Here is a 17148-nt window from a genome sequence, read left to right as displayed (position 1 = left end):
AACCGGATGAGCAACTTAAATATATTCTGTATCTTATGCGACAGCCTGGAAATAGAAAATACTCCTTAAGAAACATTCAAAAATCTGACTCCTGCGATTGGAGGCTCTTTAAGTGGGCGCAGACATCGCCAGAATCCCACTGAAGTTCTGCCAGCAGCAGCGTACTGATGCCCGTAATTAATCCCGTCGCGAGAAACTGCCACTCGCTCACGATCGGCAAGACAGTCAGCCCTGCCAGATTTAATAAGCCAATAAAAGCGAAAGCACGCGACTGCATTTTTACGCCGGTGTAAAGATAGCCCACGCCATCGATCACAAGCCAGAGTGGGCATAGATTCAGCAGAATATAGCCCCAGCCCAAAAAAACTCCTAAATCGGTCAGCACCACTCCAAGCACCATCAGAAACACCCAAGCGTTGATGACATCGTTGAGCGGTTTAATCGTGCGCCAGTGCCGGGAAAGCCTGAGCATTGCGATCGTGCCTACGATCGTCAACCCTGTCCACAGCACTGCTTGCAGTTGCCAATCCACCATCCAAAACTGAGCGATCGAGAAAATCAAAGTCGAGATTATTCCCCATAAGAGACAGGCTTGGTCGATGCGGGTGTAAAACGTGGACAAAACGGTTTTTTCGCCTAATTGCCAGTGAACTCGCCACAGCCCTGGTAAATCTTCGATTTCAAACGCCGATCGCTTTCTTCTCAGTAAGGGTGAGGTGAAGCTGAACCATTCCGGCTCAAGTAGAATTCTCCAGTTCATTTCTTAACAAAAGTTATTATTTTTCTAAGGATACTGCGATCGCACCATAGAAGCTACTCTTCGATGCAAACAGTAAAAAATTGATGTTAGTTAAAAGGTTTAAACAAAAGGGTCAGTTAATAATTAATTTATGAAATGCTTTTGATTAAAGCTGTAGCAATAGTTTCAATTCGGTACAATTAATACTTAAGAGACACCTTCTGAAACATTATCTAGATTTCTAGAGATATAGCTATGAAAAAAGTAATCAGCAACAAGCAGACAACTTATTACCAATTACTTTTTTCCTAGCATTAATTTAGCGTTGCGTTATCCGTTGACAACGTTGCCGCCGTTTGGATGCAGAATTTGACCCGACATGTAACTCGAATCATCCGATGCCAAAAATACGTAGCTGGGTGCCACTTCTTCTGGTTGTCCCGCTCGTTGCATCGGTACTTGCTGACCGAACGATTCGACCTTTTCCGGTGGGAAGGTAGACGGAATCAAGGGTGTCCAAATTGGGCCTGGCGCAACCCCGTTCACTCGAATTTCTTTCTCAACCAGCGATTGAGATAACGATCGCGTAAACGCCACGATCGCGCCCTTAGTCGAAGAGTAATCAAGCAGCGAGGGACTCCCCTGATATGCCGTTACAGAAGTTGTGTTGATGATTGCGCTTCCCGCTTTCAGGTGCGGCAGGGCTGCCTTTGTCATGAAAAACATGCTGAAAATATTGGTGCGGAAGGTGCGCTCTAACTGCTCTGCGGTAATATCTTCGATCGTCTCTTGCGGATGTTGCTCCGCCGCATTATTCACCAAAATATCAAGATGACCGAATTCCTCGAGCGTCTTTTGTACCGCTTGTTGACAAACCGCTTCTTCACCAATGTCGCCCGGAAGCGCAATACAGCGACGACCCTCTTGTTCAACTAGGCGAACAGTTTCCTTGGCATCTTCATGTTCGTTCAGATATGAAATTGCGACGTCCGCGCCTTCTTTAGCAAAGAAGATCGCAACAGCGCGACCAATTCCACTATCGCCACCTGTAATTAATGCAACTTTATCAAGTAACTTATCGCTGCCTTTGTATTTAGAGTCCTGGCTCCGAGGCAGTGGATTCATTTGGGACTCGCGCCCCGGTTGCTGGTCTTGCTGTTGAGCGGGCTGTGTTGGTTGCTTCTCTGAGGCTTGTACCATTGGATCCTCCTGTAATGTTGCACATTGGCGGCTTGGGCAATCCTGAGAGGATCACCCAATGTGAAAAACTACCGCCAAACCTGATTGCCGTTCTCGTCCAGACGAGCCATACGAATCATGTCAGAGATTTCCTCAGCATCTTTGACGTGGTGCAGCGCTTTCTTTTCACCTTCGGGCGTGTCAACCACGAAGTAGGTCGGAACGGTAATATGGTCGCCTGTAATGTCAGGGGCATCGACTGCAACTTGTTGTGCTTTTTCTTCGATCGACATCGATTCATCGATGCGATCGCCAGGATTTGCCGTCAAACCACCTTTTTCAAGCTCTTTTAAATGCGCTAATTTCTGTTTAGGATCAACCTCTTGAGGAGTCATCGGTTGATTAATTTCACCACTATTGTCAGCAGGTTTTGAGTCGTTATTCATAAAGTAAAAAATTGAACTCTATCTGATATAAAAATAAAAAAAAGAGGCAGTAACTACCTCCTTCAAATGTATGAGTTAACTAATCGTCCAAAAGCGTGAAGTCCATTCGCATAAATCGGCTGAATTGATTAGGGTCTTCCTTTTGGTCCAACTCCAATGACTGCAACTTTGTGTCGATAAATTAACTCAGCGCCATACCATCCGGTAATGCCTAAAGTGGCTGCAACAAGCACTGAAATAATGATTCCAGTCGGCAAAATTGCGCCCGTTTGATTGCCCCAACGAAGCCACAAGTTTGCTGCCGATAATGCCAGTGCTGCAATATTGCCAACCATGTGCGCCCAGCCTGCACTGTGTTCGCGCACTCGTTGAATTCGCAGAAAATCACTCATGCCTGTTGCCGCAGCAACCAAACCTGAGATTAAGCCACCAATCAGGAGCCAGAAAGAAGCACGCGCCCAGAAAGCATCACTGGTCAGCCAGTAAGCGCCATCGGTGAGCAGCGTACTGGTTAACAGCGCGATCGGAAAGGTGACAATCAGCGGGTGCAGCGGGTGCTTGGCGACATGAACGGTACTGGGAACGCCACTATCGCGCAATTCTGCCTCATCCGATTCAATCAATAGCGGAATATTTGGAGTGGTTCTAGACATGGTGTTCTCCTGTTAGAGTAATCTAGCTTCTAAGATGACGGAAACTGATGGACGATGGCTTCTGACTGAAGGATTAATTTTCCTTTCAATGCAGCCAATCGTTTGATCTGGAGCGACATGTCTCCGACCTCGAAGTTTTTTAGGTCAAGTAGTTCTTTCGCTTCATCTAGCATCGCTTCGGTAAAGGCAGGGGGTAATTCTTGATGGTCTAAATACTCGACATTTTCGAGTACCACTCGCTGCCCGTCTGAGCTAATTTTTGGAACAGCAGTAAAAGCAACTGTTTTTCGTTCTTGTGAGTTTTGTAAAACTACTTCTGTACTCAGGCGAACTTTGCCGTCTCCGGGTAGCCCAAAGTTGATCTTTTCCGTATCAACGATTGCCGTTTCACTGTCAACTTGCACTTCTAAATTCAAATCCTGCATCTTGCTACGAACAAAATCAGATCGAAATGCCCGGTTAATATCGGCTTCTGTTAAGGTGACGATCGCCTCTGCTTCGGTGGGATGCGTTAGCTCAATTTTTCCAAAGGCAAGGCTGAGTGGATTAACCGCAACTGACCCAGTGTTAAACTCCATGCTCTCGATGCGGAGGTCTTGCTTCATCACCATTCCTTCGCCTGCGATCGCGACGGAATTGAGTGTGCCAGTGATGACTTTAAGGGGATCAATATCAATTTCAACGTTTAAGTTTTTAACTTCATCAAGCTGACTTTTTATTCCTACTTCTGCAACTTTACTAATCGCTTGATCATCTAAATCGGGCATGATTTGCTCCTAAGCCAGTCTAATCAGCCTTACTTTAGACAATTCAAAAAGCTTCTAAATCTACACACTGACAGAGTAAAGTTGTAATCTCGCTCTCTCTAGGGGCGGGAGACGCGGGATGGCAGTTCGATCGTAAATGTAGAACCGAGTCCAAGTTTGCTCTGGACTGAGACTTCGCCCCCCATTAACTCGGTCAGCGCTTTGGTAATGGCAAGTCCTAACCCTGTGCCGCCATGCTGCCGCGTTGAAGTTTGATTGATTTGCCGAAATTCCTGAAAAATGGTTGCGAACTCAGAGTCGTCAATACCCATGCCAGTATCTTGAACCACAATCTGAATCCTGTCGTATTTTCCAGACTGAACTTGAACGCAAACCGATCCAGAATCCGTGAATTTAATTGCATTTGAGATGAGGTTCACAAGAATTTGTTTGACGCGGGCACGATCGTTAATCAAAATGGGATTGTTTGGAGCAAGATGGGTATGAATGGATAAGTTTTTTTGTGCCGCTAGCGAGTGCATTTCTTGAACGGTTTGTGTCACTAACTCATTCAAGTCAAAGGCTGCTAGCTGAAGTTCAATTTGCTTTGTGCGCAGATTAGAAAAATCTAAAATATCTTCAATTAAACTGAGTAAATGTCGTCCATTTTCAAAAATCCGCTCGATCAACTTCATTTGATGCGGCGGAATTTGGCGATGAAATTGCCGTAGTAGCAGGTCAGAAAATCCAAGAATCGCAGTTAAAGGGGTTCGCAATTCATGAGACATGGTTGCGATGAATTGCTCTTTCAATCGATCGGATTCGATCAGCTCTAAATTTTGTAATTGGATTTTTCTTAATTGCTCTTCAATTTGCTTACGATTTGTGATATCACGCAATAACCAGCGAAGCGCGACCGTTTCTCCACTTTCTGTCTTGACGGCTACGATCGTTAATGCGGCTTCAAATCGCGCGCCATTACGGGCGACAAATGAAATCTCCCACTCGCGTACTCGATCGATCGATTGCAGTTGCAGCAAAAGGGATTGAAAAACATTGCGATGTTCTTCTGCAATAAAATTAATTAAAACTTTCCCGACAATATACTTTTTCTCGATCTGTAATAGCTCACATGCAACGCGATTTGCTTCCTGAATTTTGCCGTGCTTGTCGGTAATCAAATATCCGTCTGGAGCAAAATCAAATAGCTCTTCATAACGCCGCTGCTCAGCTTCTAAGGCTTGTCTTGTCTCAGAAAGTTGTTGATTTTGTTCACAGATCTCTTCTTCGATGACTTTTAGCTCTTCTAAAGCTTCTGATAGGGCAGAAAGATACTCTGGAAATGAGGCATCTGATGTAGCCGAAGGTGTTTTATCAGCTGCTTGGTAAAGTTGGTTAAATTGTTGATCGACGGTTTCTAATTGTTGTATTAGTTTTTGCCGATCGCGGATATTTTTTGATTCATTCATAACTCTACGATCGAAGTCTTCTAAAAAAGATTTATCTAAATTCGCTGTCTAAAAATCAGAAGCAATCCGTCTGAATTGATCATAGGTGGGGTGTAATAGCCACTCAAGCTTACGAAATTTTAAGTTTGCGTTAGGCGGATTTGGCTGCCACTCCTAGATTGCATCATTACAAATCCTATAGATTCTTGACTCTATCGTGAGGACTGATCACGGAATGTTTAGTAAAATGCGCTAGATTGTCAGAATCTGTCCGCCGATTTGACTCATGCCGACTCACAATCATCGATGGTTTTTTCCCTCTGTCCACATCGAGCCAGAATTATTCGAGATTTACCGCTCGACGCATCAGTTTTATCAAGAGGTGCAGTCGCGTGAAGCGCACGATCGCTACTGTGAATGGTATGCTGCGGCATCAGAACAACATCGCCGCGAACTTGAAAAAATGCGCGGCGATGTCAATGTATTCGGTTGGTTTCGGCGCAGAAGTTAGATCGCTTCAAGTTCAAACTCTTGCAGATGAGCGCGGAATTTTCCTTCAAATTTCACTAAATACGGAAAATTTGCACTCACCGGACGACCTTGCCATTCTTTTACGATCGCCATAATTTCGCCTTCTTGACCCTGAATGTCAAACGGCTGATTGCGGTGTTCTGGATGGTGATACACCACGACTGATTCTTTCACCCGAACACGATCGCCAATTTTCATCACCTTGAGTGTTCCTCTCTCCGCAAGATTCACCACAATTACTCGACCTAACCGCAGGATAGACAACTTTTTAATCTTTGCATAATGCGTGTCGATCGCTCTATCGTTTGAGCAAATCGTTATTGATGCGCTGACGCAATGATTCAAGCATCGGCTGAATTCGACCGGCTTCGCTCTTAACGCGCTGCTGCATTCCGATCGGATCGCGGTAGTACCAAGTTCCTAATGCTGCACCCCCACCCAACATCAAAACCAGTAAAGTTTTCAGCACAAATCGATTCTTGCGCTTCGGCTTCACGATTTCAGTCGGTGGAATCACGATCGGGGGTGGAATGTCCGGAGCTTCTGCGCTCGGTAACGGCATCGAAACGGGCACTCGGACTTCTGGCAAAGCGGCGGAAACTTGGCAATGAGTGAGAGCGATCGAAGCGTTATCGTGTCCGTTGCGCTGATTGGCAAAATCGAGCCAGGACTTGACGGCAGCTTCGATCGAGAACTTATCCACTAAAATCAGTTCTGCATAGTCTGACCAAGACTGCTCGACAAAGCCGTTATCGCTCATGCCATCCGAACACAGCAGCAGCATTCCGTCTTCTTCGAGAATAAAGCGCCGCACACTTGGATGCAGGTGATGTCCGGCACGGGTTCCCATTGCCTGAGTCAGTGCGCCGGAATCCGGACGTTTTAGCGCTTCTCGATACAGCGATCGACCCATCCGAACTTCCCGCACCGCGACATCATCATCGACAGTGAGCTGATGACAGTATTCCGGCGTAATCCAGTAAGCGCGGCTATCTCCGACACTGACGATATAAAGTTCGTGAGCGTTATTCGCGATCGTTCCTCCGGGTAGCGTGACCCGCTGCGGGATTTGCAGCGCCATTACGAGCGTTGTGCCCATGCGCCGACGCGCTGCGCGATTCTGGGCATCATTTTGCGCGGCGATCAGATTGTTTACGACTCGGACGATCGCTGCCAACTGATCCCCAATCAAATCCGGTGGCAAGGGTTCTGGCTGTCCCGCAATTTCCGAAAGCAGCGCTTTTACCTGCAATTGAATCGACTGTACAGCTAACTGACTGGCAACTTCTCCGCCCTCATGTCCGCCAATGCCATCACAAACGATCGTTAACCGTGCTGACAAGTCATCAAACGTCTGAGTTTTAGAAGTCATCGGGTAACAGGTGTCTTCGTTATGCGGTTGGCGACCGATATCCGTTGCACCGTACACCTGAGTTCTAAGCGGCAGTTGGGCAGCCTGTTCGAGTAGAAGCTGATTCAACCGTCTGGAAATGTCGCGATAATTAGCATCTACCGCTTGCATCAAGGCGCAAATCGCTTGTAGAGAGTCTGCGATCGCAGGTTTGGCATCCAAGAGCAACATCAGCCAACTTTCTGCCAGATTTGCCAGCGTCGGCTGATGGAACGATTCCTCGGTGTTGGCTTCATCTAGAACTAATTCTCTCAACCGAATTCGCCAGCCTTCAACCCGAATGTGATCTGGAGAAAGCAAACTAGAAGCAACTCCCAACTCCTGGAGCGGTGTCCACAGTTCCAAAATTTGCCACAGCCAGTAAATTTGTCGTGTAGGGCTGCCTTGATACCACGCTTCGGCGATCGAAGGCTGCAATTCCCCAGTTTCGGCAATCGGAACATTTTCCAGCAGTAAAATCTCGTCGCCCCCGTCGCGGCAGACTCCATACACCTCGGGAATGTGCAGACGATACGGATACAGCAGCAGATAGTTTTGTGCCAATTCTGACGCGAGGAGCGGCACTTGCGGATCGCTTTCCGGTTGCGTATCTAGCCAAATTTGGGAAGTCTTGACCTCGTAGCGATCGCCGATCGTCGTTCCATTTTTTTTGCGCTGTGCAGCCGTTCCCACTGCCCAGACGTAATGAAACCCTTGAGGCTGAGCGCGACTCACGGCAAGGGTGGAAGGACGATCAAAGAGTTTGCCAGTTAGGTTCATAGTGCCAGGCTAGGATGAAGGGGCGAATCGCAACGAATCTTACCGCCAACTGTGCCGAAATGATCAACAGATTGCCGGAATGTTGCATTCACGGTTTGAAGTTTGTATTAAAGCATGACTTTCCAGTACGCGATCGCTGCACGTTGGATTGGGATGAAAAACGGTCTGAAATTATGACTCCTACGATGGTTTGGCTGATTGTCGGTGCGGGACTCTGTTTGGTTGAATTCGTTCTGCCGACTGCGTTTATTGCCTTTGTGTTGGGCTTGAGTGCTTTACTGGTTGGGATCGTCGCTCACCTCTTGCCGCTTGGGGCACAAGTGGTACTGTGGGTGATTTTGTCGATCGTATTGATGTGGGTGTCTCGTCGGTTTGTCAATCGTCGCGCCTCGTTTAAGCTCGATGCTACCGAAGCCGAAACCCTCACGGCAATTCCCCCCGGAGAAGTCGGCCGCGTTCGGTATGAAGGGAATTCTTGGGCGGCAAAGTGTGAAGGCTCGCTGATTGAGATTCCCGCAGGCCGGCGCGTTTACGTCGTGGGACGCAAGGGAACAACTTTGATAGTGATGCCAGAAGAATTTTAAGGAGAGGTTTTATGTGGGGTTGGTTTATTGCACTTGTGGTTGGCGGTGGAGCGATTTCAAGCGTCAAAATTATTCAGCAGGGAAACGAGGTGCTGATTGAGCGATTGGGGAGCTACGATCGCAAACTTTCTCCGGGTCTGAGTTTTGTGATTCCGGGACTCGATCGCGTTGCCTTTCAAGAAACGATTCGGGAAAAAGTCCTCGATATTCCGCCACAAGGCTGTATCACTCGCGATAACGTTTCGATCACGGTGGATGCTGTCGTGTACTGGCGCATTGTCGATATGGAGAAAGCCTATTACAAGGTGCAAAATCTACAATCGGCAATGGTGAATCTGGTTCTAACGCAAATTCGCGCTGAAATGGGACAGCTAGAACTCGATGAAACGTTTACGGCACGATCGCAGATTAACGAGATTCTGCTGCGTGAACTCGATACGGCAACTGATCCTTGGGGTGTAAAAGTGACCCGTGTCGAACTGCGTGACATTGTTCCATCGAAAGCGGTTCAAGAATCGATGGAACTGCAAATGTCCGCAGAACGCCGCAAACGGGCTGCAATTCTCACATCTGAAGGGGAACGAGAATCGGCGGTGAACTCGGCACGCGGTAAAGCAGAGGCTCAAGTGCTAGACGCTGAAGCGCGTCAGAAAGCGGCGATTTTGGCGGCTGAGGCGGAGCAAAAAGCGATCGTCCTCAAAGCCCAAGCGGAACGTCAGCAAGCCGTCCTGAAAGCTCAAGCGACCGCAGAAGCGATTCAAATTGTGACGCAAGCGCTGAATGGTGATCCGCGTGCGGCGGAAGCAGGTAAAGTGCTGCTCGCGATGAGCTATCTGGATATGGGTACGACAGTCGGTAAGAGCGACAGCAGCAAGGTGATGTTTATGGATCCGCGCAGCATTCCGGCGACGTTGCAAGGAATGTTGTCGATGGTGGACGAAAACGGGAAGGGTTAATTACCTTCTGGTAGAGGAGATCTCGCTTCGTTTGAGGTTGATGTCCTGATAGAACAGCGATAAACTGATCCCCTTAAATCTTAAATAGAGGAGAGGTTCGCCGTATATTACGGATTACAGCGGGATGGGCATGACTCATCCTGCTTTCTGTTGTCAGTTGACAGCTTCCAGGAGTTCTTCTGCATTTTGAGATTTTGAGCATTTTCCTGACGATGCTTAAGAATTCGAGGTTTTTGAGAGGCATAACGATGCCCATCACCTACTGAGCAGCAAGCTAACGGTTCAAATCAGCGGCGGCTAATAATCTCGAAGTCAGCACCAGTAACTTTTAACTGTCCGCTGCATTTGAATTGTTGTACCGCTCACGCTGTTATCATTTCAGCTTTTGCACCGGGTGGTACTGGCTCGAAGTGCAAAACCATGATTTGCTCTAGACGCAACCCTAAAGATTCGTATGTACGCCCATTGCGATCGCTGAATTCAACTTCAAATGCAGCACCCTCCGCTAGTGTCTCAACAACTGTACCAACCTGCCCACGCCACAAATTGTATTGGGGAAGGTCAACGACCAGAGCGACAACATCTAGCAACTTAACTGTATTATTTATCATGCTTGTTACCTCCACCAATTACAGAGGATAGCAGGTCGTTAATTTGGGAATCTCTGAACCCTGCTCAATGATCCAACCACTGCGGAGAGTTGCACTTCTATTTTGCCATTCAATTGTGAAGTCTAGAGTGTAACGTTGCCCAAACTCATCCTGTCTTCCTAACTGGGCTTCCTGAACTTTGACGACCTCAAGCAGAATTTGACGCAACTCTTCAGCATCATCAGCCGTCATTTCAAGAATTGACGAAAAAAGTCGCGCTTTGTGCTTGCCATCGTCATGCTCTAAATTGAGGCAATAGTCGCGTAGCTTACGAATATCAACAATTGCATTCTCTGAGTTTGGAATGAGCATCTTAAAGCAGCACTATTTCATAAGTGACTTCATAAGTGTTTGCTGCACTTAAGCCTTTGCCATATAGCACTTGCTTCTGGTCTAGTCGCTATCCAGCCCAGTGGCAAAATGGACAATGGGTTCGTCACTTCATCCTGTTTCACAACAAGTTCACTAAAATCGAGGCTTAGTTCTGCTAGAGCCTCGACGAAGCTTGTGAGTTGTCTGGATTGATTAACAAGAGCGATCGATTACAGCGATCGCTCTTGTCCACTCAACACCTTTTCGCAATCAAGTGCCGCTAAAAGTTGCCATGCTCCGTATTCGCGGTTTTAAGTCGATCGACCACTTCCACGACAGGAAGCGCACCTAACTCACCCGAAGCACGAGTCCGAATACTCAAGGCATTCGCTTCGACCTCTTTGGCTCCAATCACCGCCATCACCGGAATTTTGTCTTTTTCAGCATTGCGAATCAGCTTACCGAGTCGATCGCCCGCCGGAGCCACTTCTGCCCGAATTCCTGCTTGCTTCATTTGCTGAGCCACTTCGGTTGCAAACGATCGAAACTCATCGCTCACCGGCAACAGTCGAATCTGCTCTGGAGCGAGCCACACTGGGAAATCTCCCGCATACTCTTCGATCAGAATTCCAATCAGTCGCTCCAATGATCCAAAGGGCGCACGGTGAATCATGACGGGACGCTTACGGCTTCCATCTTCTGCGACATATTCGAGGTCAAAGCGCTCTGGTAAGTTGTAATCGACTTGAACGGTTCCGAGTTGCCATTCGCGATCGAGCGCATCACTAAAGATAAAGTCGAGTTTCGGGCCATAAAACGCCGCTTCCCCAATACCCTCGAAGTAGTTCATGCCAAGCGTTTCAACCGCACGACGAATTGCACCCTCAGCTTTCTCCCACGCTTCATCTGAACCGATGTATTTATCAGAGTTTGGATCGCGGAAGCTGAGACGCGCTTTGAAGTTCTTCAGTTGCAGACTCTTGAACACCGAGAGAATCAGATCGACAACACTGAGGAACTCTGCATCAAGTTGTTCAGGAGTGACGAACAAGTGAGAATCATCCACCGTAAAGCCGCGCACTCTGGTTAATCCACCGAGTTCACCGGATTGCTCGTAGCGGTAGACGGTGCCAAACTCAGCCAAGCGCATCGGCAAATCGCGGTACGATCGCAGTTCACTTTTATAAATCTGGATGTGAAATGGACAGTTCATTGGCTTCATCACAAAGCCTTGCTCCTCAGTCCGGGCTTTGTCATCCTCTGCCATCATCGGGAACATATCTTCGCTGTATTTCTGCCAGTGTCCCGAAGTTTTGAACAGGTCAACTCTAGCAATGTGAGGCGTAACAACCGGGAGATAACCGCGCTTAGTTTGCTCCTGTTTGAGAAAGTCTTCCAGGGTCGATCGCAGCACGGTTCCTTTCGGTGTCCACATCGGTAAACCAGGCCCAACTAAATCCGAAAAGATAAACAGCCCTAGTTCCTTCCCTAACTTGCGATGATCGCGCTTCATCGCTTCTTCTTTGCGGCGCTTGTATTCGGCTAACTGCTCTGGGGTTTCCCAAGCCGTACCGTAAATGCGCTGCAATTGGGCTTTGGTTTCATCGCCGCGCCAGTATGCCCCCGCAACCGATTCGAGATCGATCGCATCCGGGTTCAATTCGGCGGTGCTGTCAACGTGTGGGCCTGCACAGAGATCCCACCAGTGATCGCCCAGATGATAGATCGTGATCGGCTCTTGTTTGATGTCGTCGAGAATTTCTAGTTTGTACGGCTCATTGATCGTTTGAATTCTGGCTTTTGCTTCTTCGCGGCTCACTTCCTCGCGGGTCACAGGCAAATTGCGACGAATAATTTTCGCCATCTCTTTTTTGATCGCCTTGAGATCTTTTTCGGTAAATGGCTCCGGGCTATCAAAATCGTAGTAAAACCCGTTTTCGATCCAAGGCCCGATCGTCGCCTGCGCCTTCGGAAAAAGTTTTTGCACCGCCATCGCCATTACGTGCGAAGTCGTATGACGAATCTTCTGTAAGGCTTCGGATTCGCTAGTTTTAGGCAAGTAAATTTTTTCCGACTGAGAAGAAGCGTCTGACATAGAACGAGTAAATGGATGAATGCCTCATCTATCTTACCGATCCCCTGTCATTGTGTGTTCAATCATTATGTGTTCAATCATCGCGTGCTCAATCTGTAGGGTTTCGGGGTAAGATGAGGAAAGGTTACGAAATGTAAAGAAAATAAGGAAACTCTGACGCAGGCTTCTGTTTTTAACGATGTTTAACTCAAATCTACCCGACCGAGACTTACTCAAAACTGTCTTAGAACCGCTGCTGGATGATTTTCAGTATTGGTTTTCGCGATCGCGCACTCTGCTCGAAACCGAAACCCTTTTCTTTCTCTCACCCAAAGAGCAAGCCAACCTGCTTGATCGTGTGATCCAGACGCAGCAGGAAGTTAACGCCGTTCAAGCCTTGCTCAAAGCGACCGACGGACAAGCAGGTGTTGATACTTCTGTTTTGGTCGCTTGGCATCAACTCGTGAGCGAATGTTGGCAAGTGAGTATGAAGCTGCGATCCCAGAGATCCTCCTAGCGGCTTCAAACTCTCTCTTAAATGGGATGCCAGGATTTAACAAAATCTGAGAGACTATTAGATAATTAGAAAACCAATTTTCATACTTCCAGACGGGACTGACTTAATTTCTGTTTGGGTAAATCTCTATTTCGTCGTCCACTTGGCTTGGGAAAGAGGCATATGATACTGCACCTGCTTTACATTCTGGCGTTCACAACACTGGCATTCTTAGCCGTTGGTAATTTGATTCGGAATATGATGGCCCTGGGAATTGAGTCGCAGCGTCAGTATGCGCCGACTGCACGATCGCAAAATCGCCCGGTTCCCCATCCTGAACTGCTCGACGAAAACGGCAGAATGATCAATGAACCGCTGTTGGTGATGCGATCGATGAGCGTGGAAGATGCGCGTGAGCAATTGGACGCAATTTATAAATCTTCGCCGGGTGGGGAATCCGCCCCATCGGGAGACGACTAGCCCCAAGCACAAAAGCCATAATTTAGAGTAAGGCGCATCGATGACGATCGCGCCTTTTCTATTCTGTGGGGGTGAATCATGACAGGCGGCCCTTCTTGGTGGAACCAGATTCGAGAAACAGTGGGACAAGGCGTTTCGGAAGCGGGCAAACGAGTTTCGATCGAGTCGCTTTCCCGATCAGTTTCCGGTTGGTTTCGAGTGGACGAAGCCGAAGTGCAGGAAATTTTGCGACAAGTGAGAGCAGAACTGCCGACGACTGAAGCGCTATTAGTCGGAAAACCGCAATCGGGGAAAAGCTCGATCGTGCGGAGTTTAACCGGGGTGTCAGCCGAAATCGTCGGTCAAGGATTCCGCCCGCATACGCAGTACACGCAGCAGTACAGCTATCCCACTCAAGAGTTACCTTTGCTTGTGTTTACGGATACGGTCGGTTTAGGCGACGGAATGCAAGAAACTTCAGAGGTGATCCGCGAATTAATCGGCGAACTCCAGCCTGATCAAACTCGTGCTAAGGTTTTGATTCTCACCGTAAAGATCAGTGACTTTGCCACCGATACTCTCAAACAAATCGCGAGCCAAATTCGCGCTAAACACTCTGAAGTCCCTTGCTTACTTGCTGTCACCTGTTTGCACGAATTGTATCCAGCCGAGGTGAGTGATCATCCTGACTATCCACCCAGTTTTGCGAATGTCGATCGCGCCTTTTCCACAATTCAGCAGAACTTTGCAGGATTGTTCGATCGCGCTGTCTTAATCGATTTCACCCTAGAAGAAGACGAATTTCACTCGCCGTTTTATGGATTGGAAGCGTTCATCGAAGCGTTGTCGGAACTATTACCCGAAGCAGAAGCAAGAACGATCGCGCAACTGTTGAACGATCGAGATGAAGGCAAACAAATCGGTGAACTCTATCGCGATGCCGGACGACGCTACATTTTGCCGTTTTCCGTGATGGCGGGGGCTGCGGCTGCGATTCCGATACCTCTGGCGACGATGCCTGTATTAACGGCGCTGCAAGTTTCGATGGTTGGTGCATTGGGGCAGTTGTACGGTCAGACCTTAACGCCATCGCAGGCAGGAGGAGTTGTGAGCGCGATCGCGGGGGGATTTGTGGCGCAAGCGATCGGGCGAGAATTGATTAAGTTTGTGCCGGGATTTGGCAGTGTGATTGCGGCATCTTGGGCGAGTGCGTACACTTGGGCACTGGGAGAAGCAGCTTGCGTGTATTTTGGGGATTTGCTCGGCGGGAAAAATCCCGACCCGCAGCGGATTCAAGCTGCGATGAAAGAATCGTTTCAGTTAGCAAAAGAGCGGTTCAAGCGACCTTGATCGGGTATTGAAGTGCGTTTAAAGCAGAGTGCAAGTTCGCCTGCAAAAAGTAACAGTGAAGTGGTAGGATCGCGAACTAAATAAAATGAAGCGGGATTAGATTTAGATGCCTGATCCCGCTTGAAGAATTATGCCGAGAATGACTTACCGCAGCCGCAGGTTTGATTGGCGTTAGGGTTAGTGAACTGGAATCCGCCGCCGATTAAAGCAGTGCTGTAATCCAGCATCAAGCCATAGAGATAAAGTAAGCTTTTCGGATCGCACACAACTTTAAAGCCGTCATAATCAGAAACATGATCATCAGGGCGAATGTTGTTTGGATCTTCAAAATCCATGGTGTAGGACATTCCAGAGCAACCGCCGCCGCGCACACCGACGCGCAGACACAGATCTTTACCTTGCTGTTCTCGAAGCATCATTACGTGCTTTAGGGCGGATTCGCTCATTTGAATGCCGCGCTGGGGCTGAGTAGCTGGAGTAGTTTGAGTCATGCGATCGCTCCTACGAAATCCCAATTGAAACTGGTTATATCCCTATTTTAGCAATTCTGCTCTTGCAATCACGGGTTTCCGTGCAATCGACGATTAAAAGTTACGAAGATCATTCAAAAACAAAGCCTATTTTTGATCTAAGTCAAGGCATTCGCACAATGATTCCCCTACGCTTGAATTGTGAATGGTTCAAGGACAAAGCAATGACAACTTTCGAGATTAATAACACTGTCGGCGCGGTCGTGCGTGATTATCCTGCTCTTTCGCGTCAGTTTGAACAAGTAAACATTGACTATTGTTGCGGCGGCAAAAGAACTTTAGAAGAAGCCTGTCGTCAACGCGGTATCGATCCTGAAGCATTCCTAACGCAGTTAGAGAACAATGCAGCTAAAGAACCTGCCTCGGAGATGAATTTGAGTGGTTTATCGTTGACCGCCCTAGCAAATCATATCGAGCAGACTCATCACGCCTATCTGCATACAGAACTTCCACGCCTCGAAAAGATGGTGACAAAAGTTGCTGCGGTGCATGGAGACAAAGAACCTCGTTTACTTGAAATCAGAAACGTCTTTCTAGAGCTATCGGCAGACCTGACAACCCATTTGCTTAAAGAAGAGCAAGTTTTGTTTCCGATAGTTCGACAGTTAGAAGCGAGTAATGTTCTCCCTATCTTTCATTGTGGTAGTTTGTGCAATCCTGTTTCTCGGATGGAACTTGAGCATGATGCTGCTGGACGTGCATTAGAAAAACTGCGCCAACTCACCAACAATTACACTCCGCCAGAATGGGCATGTAATACCTATCGATCGATGCTGAACGCGCTAGAGGCTTTTGAACAAGATATGCACCAGCACGTCCACAAAGAAAACAATGCGCTGTTTCCGGGTGCGATCGCATTAGAGCAAAAGTTTATCCACTCCTGATTAATGCTGTTCAAAATTCTAGTCATTCTGCATACTCTAGGAGCGACCGTCTGGACAGGTTGGGTGGGCTAGGTTAGAGATCAAGGTGCTGTAATCACAAAGGATAGTGCAATGACGCTTCCAGGCTCTAGTTCGCTTCCAGAAAAAGCTTCTCACTCTTCTGGTCAGGCTTGGTATCGTCCGATCGTGTCACCCGAACATGGAGTCTATGTGATGTTGCTAGTGTCATTTCTCACTGGAGCGGCAGCCGCACAACATTGGACAGGGGCAACTACACTCGCGCTAATTTCTGCATTTGCAGGATTTCAGGCAGAACATCCATTAGTGCTGCAAATCAAGCAGCGACGAAGTTGGAAACCTCGACTCTTAGCTTGGGGCGGACTGTATGCGGTTGTCTCATTTAGTATTGCAGCTTATTTATCTCTGCAAGCTTCTGAATTGTTGTGGTTGTATCTAGGTGCGATCGTCGCTTTTGCGATCGATGCAATTTCAGTCTTTTACCGACAGCAAAAATCATTTAGCAACGAACTATTAACCTTTGCAGCCGTTTGTCTTGCCGCACCATTTGCTCATATTGCAACAGGTGGAGCTTTGACAGCTTCAATTGTAGGACTGTGGCTGTTGAACACTCTATTCTTTAGCAGTGCCATTTTTACGGTAAAGCTGCGTAAACCGAAAACAGCATCATTAACGCCAGCACTGATTTATCACGCGATCGCAACTTTGATGGTTTGTGGACTTTGGTACTACGGCTGGTTGAGCTTGTATTCAGCGATCGGGTTTGGTGTGGTTCTGCTGAAGTTTACTTTGATTTTGGCACGACGCAATTGGTATCAAACAACAGCAATTCAAAATGTTGCCATGCTTGAAACCAGTTCTGCATTGTTATTTTTGGCAATCGTGGCACTGTCCCTACTGCCTGCCCATCTCAACTAAAGATC

General features: G+C 47.7%; 20 protein-coding genes. 8 read left to right on the top strand and 12 right to left on the bottom strand.

Annotated features, from left to right (window positions below; translation table 11 throughout):
- Nucleotides 1-76: 76 nt before the first annotated feature.
- The 6 genes from NC981_RS19570 to NC981_RS19545 all read right to left on the bottom strand — a co-directional run bounded on the left by NC981_RS19570 (nt 77) and on the right by NC981_RS19545 (nt 5232).
- Nucleotides 77-760 (bottom strand): hypothetical protein, encoded by a 684-nt coding sequence (locus tag NC981_RS19570; protein ID WP_348244469.1) that lies wholly within the window; start codon nt 758-760, stop codon nt 77-79.
- Between the two features lie 309 nt (nt 761-1069).
- Complete coding sequence (locus NC981_RS19565; RefSeq protein ID WP_348244468.1) at nt 1070-1939, bottom strand: SDR family oxidoreductase; 870 nt, start codon at nt 1937-1939, stop codon at nt 1070-1072.
- Between the two features lie 68 nt (nt 1940-2007).
- Nucleotides 2008-2313: a hypothetical protein gene (locus tag NC981_RS19560; protein WP_348244503.1), complete on the bottom strand. Its 306-nt coding sequence runs from the start codon at nt 2311-2313 to the stop codon at nt 2008-2010.
- A gap of 179 nt (nt 2314-2492) precedes the next feature.
- Complete coding sequence (locus NC981_RS19555) at nt 2493-3017, bottom strand: DUF2231 domain-containing protein (protein ID WP_190378205.1); 525 nt, start codon at nt 3015-3017, stop codon at nt 2493-2495.
- A gap of 29 nt (nt 3018-3046) precedes the next feature.
- Nucleotides 3047-3784: a DUF2993 domain-containing protein gene (locus tag NC981_RS19550; RefSeq protein WP_348244467.1), complete on the bottom strand. Its 738-nt coding sequence runs from the start codon at nt 3782-3784 to the stop codon at nt 3047-3049.
- A gap of 98 nt (nt 3785-3882) precedes the next feature.
- Complete coding sequence (locus tag NC981_RS19545; RefSeq protein WP_348244466.1) at nt 3883-5232, bottom strand: ATP-binding protein; 1350 nt, start codon at nt 5230-5232, stop codon at nt 3883-3885.
- A 265-nt stretch (nt 5233-5497) separates the two neighbouring features.
- Between NC981_RS19545 and NC981_RS19540 the strand changes: the two genes are divergently transcribed.
- A complete protein-coding gene (locus NC981_RS19540) occupies nt 5498-5722 on the top strand; it encodes a hypothetical protein (protein ID WP_190378208.1) in 225 nt (74 codons plus the stop codon).
- Here the strand turns inward: NC981_RS19540 and NC981_RS19535 are convergent.
- Together NC981_RS19535 and NC981_RS19530 are read right to left on the bottom strand one after the other, a co-directional pair.
- Complete coding sequence (locus NC981_RS19535; protein ID WP_190378433.1) at nt 5719-5940, bottom strand: ferredoxin-thioredoxin reductase variable chain; 222 nt, start codon at nt 5938-5940, stop codon at nt 5719-5721. The genes NC981_RS19540 and NC981_RS19535 overlap by 4 nt on opposite strands.
- Before the next feature lie 100 nt (nt 5941-6040).
- Complete coding sequence (locus NC981_RS19530) at nt 6041-7912, bottom strand: protein phosphatase 2C domain-containing protein (protein WP_348244465.1); 1872 nt, start codon at nt 7910-7912, stop codon at nt 6041-6043.
- A 14-nt stretch (nt 7913-7926) separates the two neighbouring features.
- On the opposite strand from NC981_RS19530, the gene NC981_RS19525 reads away from it, so the two are divergent.
- Nucleotides 7927-8496, top strand: coding sequence for an NfeD family protein (locus NC981_RS19525; protein ID WP_348244464.1), 570 nt, complete (start codon nt 7927-7929; stop codon nt 8494-8496).
- Between the two features lie 11 nt (nt 8497-8507).
- The gene (locus tag NC981_RS19520; RefSeq protein ID WP_190378210.1) at nt 8508-9452 is read left to right on the top strand and encodes an SPFH domain-containing protein; all 945 of its coding nucleotides are present in this window, start codon (nt 8508-8510) and stop codon (nt 9450-9452) included.
- A 362-nt stretch (nt 9453-9814) separates the two neighbouring features.
- Here NC981_RS19520 and NC981_RS19515 read toward each other — a convergent pair whose 3' ends face one another.
- The 3 genes from NC981_RS19515 to thrS form a co-directional block, all read right to left on the bottom strand.
- Nucleotides 9815-10063, bottom strand: a complete 249-nt coding sequence (locus NC981_RS19515) for a DUF4926 domain-containing protein (RefSeq protein ID WP_348244463.1) — start codon at nt 10061-10063, stop codon at nt 9815-9817.
- A gap of 18 nt (nt 10064-10081) precedes the next feature.
- Entirely contained in the window at nt 10082-10414 is a 333-nt protein-coding gene (locus NC981_RS19510; RefSeq protein WP_348244462.1) for a DUF6883 domain-containing protein, read from the bottom strand.
- Between the two features lie 280 nt (nt 10415-10694).
- The gene (gene thrS / locus NC981_RS19505; RefSeq protein WP_348244461.1) at nt 10695-12509 is read right to left on the bottom strand and encodes a threonine--tRNA ligase; all 1815 of its coding nucleotides are present in this window, start codon (nt 12507-12509) and stop codon (nt 10695-10697) included.
- 178 nt (nt 12510-12687) lie between these two features.
- Here thrS and NC981_RS19500 point away from each other — a divergent pair, with 178 nt between their 5' ends.
- The 3 genes from NC981_RS19500 to NC981_RS19490 all read left to right on the top strand — a co-directional run bounded on the left by NC981_RS19500 (nt 12688) and on the right by NC981_RS19490 (nt 14793).
- Complete coding sequence (locus NC981_RS19500; protein WP_190378214.1) at nt 12688-13005, top strand: DUF2605 domain-containing protein; 318 nt, start codon at nt 12688-12690, stop codon at nt 13003-13005.
- Nucleotides 13006-13167: 162 nt separating this feature from the next.
- Nucleotides 13168-13464: a DUF2973 domain-containing protein gene (locus tag NC981_RS19495; RefSeq protein ID WP_190378215.1), complete on the top strand. Its 297-nt coding sequence runs from the start codon at nt 13168-13170 to the stop codon at nt 13462-13464.
- A gap of 78 nt (nt 13465-13542) precedes the next feature.
- The gene (locus NC981_RS19490) at nt 13543-14793 is read left to right on the top strand and encodes a GTPase (RefSeq protein ID WP_348244460.1); all 1251 of its coding nucleotides are present in this window, start codon (nt 13543-13545) and stop codon (nt 14791-14793) included.
- 128 nt (nt 14794-14921) lie between these two features.
- Here NC981_RS19490 and NC981_RS19485 read toward each other — a convergent pair whose 3' ends face one another.
- Nucleotides 14922-15284: an iron-sulfur cluster assembly accessory protein gene (locus NC981_RS19485; protein WP_190378217.1), complete on the bottom strand. Its 363-nt coding sequence runs from the start codon at nt 15282-15284 to the stop codon at nt 14922-14924.
- Nucleotides 15285-15487: 203 nt separating this feature from the next.
- On the opposite strand from NC981_RS19485, the gene ric reads away from it, so the two are divergent.
- Both ric and NC981_RS19475 read left to right on the top strand, forming a co-directional pair.
- Nucleotides 15488-16207: an iron-sulfur cluster repair di-iron protein gene (gene ric / locus NC981_RS19480; protein WP_348244459.1), complete on the top strand. Its 720-nt coding sequence runs from the start codon at nt 15488-15490 to the stop codon at nt 16205-16207.
- A gap of 111 nt (nt 16208-16318) precedes the next feature.
- Nucleotides 16319-17143, top strand: coding sequence for a YwiC-like family protein (locus NC981_RS19475; protein WP_348244458.1), 825 nt, complete (start codon nt 16319-16321; stop codon nt 17141-17143).
- Nucleotides 17144-17148: the final 5 nt, after the last annotated feature.

Source organism: Leptolyngbya sp. DQ-M1 (assembly GCF_039962505.1).
GTDB lineage: Bacteria > Cyanobacteriota > Cyanobacteriia > Leptolyngbyales > Leptolyngbyaceae > Leptolyngbya.
Note: the sequence above shows the minus strand (reverse complement) of the source record. Positions and strands in the feature narration are given on the sequence as shown.

Excerpts from the sequence above, each read along its gene's own strand:
- NC981_RS19570 (WP_348244469.1), bottom strand. The coding sequence starts at position 760 with ATGAACTGGAGAATTCTACTTGAGCCGGAATGGTTCAGCTTCACCTCA.
- NC981_RS19565 (WP_348244468.1), bottom strand. The coding sequence starts at position 1,939 with ATGGTACAAGCCTCAGAGAAGCAACCAACACAGCCCGCTCAACAGCAA.
- NC981_RS19560 (WP_348244503.1), bottom strand. The coding sequence starts at position 2,313 with ATGACTCCTCAAGAGGTTGATCCTAAACAGAAATTAGCGCATTTAAAA.
- NC981_RS19555 (WP_190378205.1), bottom strand. The coding sequence starts at position 3,017 with ATGTCTAGAACCACTCCAAATATTCCGCTATTGATTGAATCGGATGAG.
- NC981_RS19550 (WP_348244467.1), bottom strand. The coding sequence starts at position 3,784 with ATGCCCGATTTAGATGATCAAGCGATTAGTAAAGTTGCAGAAGTAGGA.
- NC981_RS19545 (WP_348244466.1), bottom strand. The coding sequence starts at position 5,232 with ATGAATGAATCAAAAAATATCCGCGATCGGCAAAAACTAATACAACAA.
- NC981_RS19540 (WP_190378208.1), top strand. The coding sequence starts at position 5,498 with ATGCCGACTCACAATCATCGATGGTTTTTTCCCTCTGTCCACATCGAG.
- NC981_RS19535 (WP_190378433.1), bottom strand. The coding sequence starts at position 5,940 with ATGAAAATTGGCGATCGTGTTCGGGTGAAAGAATCAGTCGTGGTGTAT.
- NC981_RS19530 (WP_348244465.1), bottom strand. The coding sequence starts at position 7,912 with ATGAACCTAACTGGCAAACTCTTTGATCGTCCTTCCACCCTTGCCGTG.
- NC981_RS19525 (WP_348244464.1), top strand. The coding sequence starts at position 7,927 with ATGAAGGGGCGAATCGCAACGAATCTTACCGCCAACTGTGCCGAAATG.
- NC981_RS19520 (WP_190378210.1), top strand. The coding sequence starts at position 8,508 with ATGTGGGGTTGGTTTATTGCACTTGTGGTTGGCGGTGGAGCGATTTCA.
- NC981_RS19515 (WP_348244463.1), bottom strand. The coding sequence starts at position 10,063 with ATGATAAATAATACAGTTAAGTTGCTAGATGTTGTCGCTCTGGTCGTT.
- NC981_RS19510 (WP_348244462.1), bottom strand. The coding sequence starts at position 10,414 with ATGCTCATTCCAAACTCAGAGAATGCAATTGTTGATATTCGTAAGCTA.
- thrS (WP_348244461.1), bottom strand. The coding sequence starts at position 12,509 with ATGTCAGACGCTTCTTCTCAGTCGGAAAAAATTTACTTGCCTAAAACT.
- NC981_RS19500 (WP_190378214.1), top strand. The coding sequence starts at position 12,688 with ATGTTTAACTCAAATCTACCCGACCGAGACTTACTCAAAACTGTCTTA.
- NC981_RS19495 (WP_190378215.1), top strand. The coding sequence starts at position 13,168 with ATGATACTGCACCTGCTTTACATTCTGGCGTTCACAACACTGGCATTC.
- NC981_RS19490 (WP_348244460.1), top strand. The coding sequence starts at position 13,543 with ATGACAGGCGGCCCTTCTTGGTGGAACCAGATTCGAGAAACAGTGGGA.
- NC981_RS19485 (WP_190378217.1), bottom strand. The coding sequence starts at position 15,284 with ATGACTCAAACTACTCCAGCTACTCAGCCCCAGCGCGGCATTCAAATG.
- ric (WP_348244459.1), top strand. The coding sequence starts at position 15,488 with ATGACAACTTTCGAGATTAATAACACTGTCGGCGCGGTCGTGCGTGAT.
- NC981_RS19475 (WP_348244458.1), top strand. The coding sequence starts at position 16,319 with ATGACGCTTCCAGGCTCTAGTTCGCTTCCAGAAAAAGCTTCTCACTCT.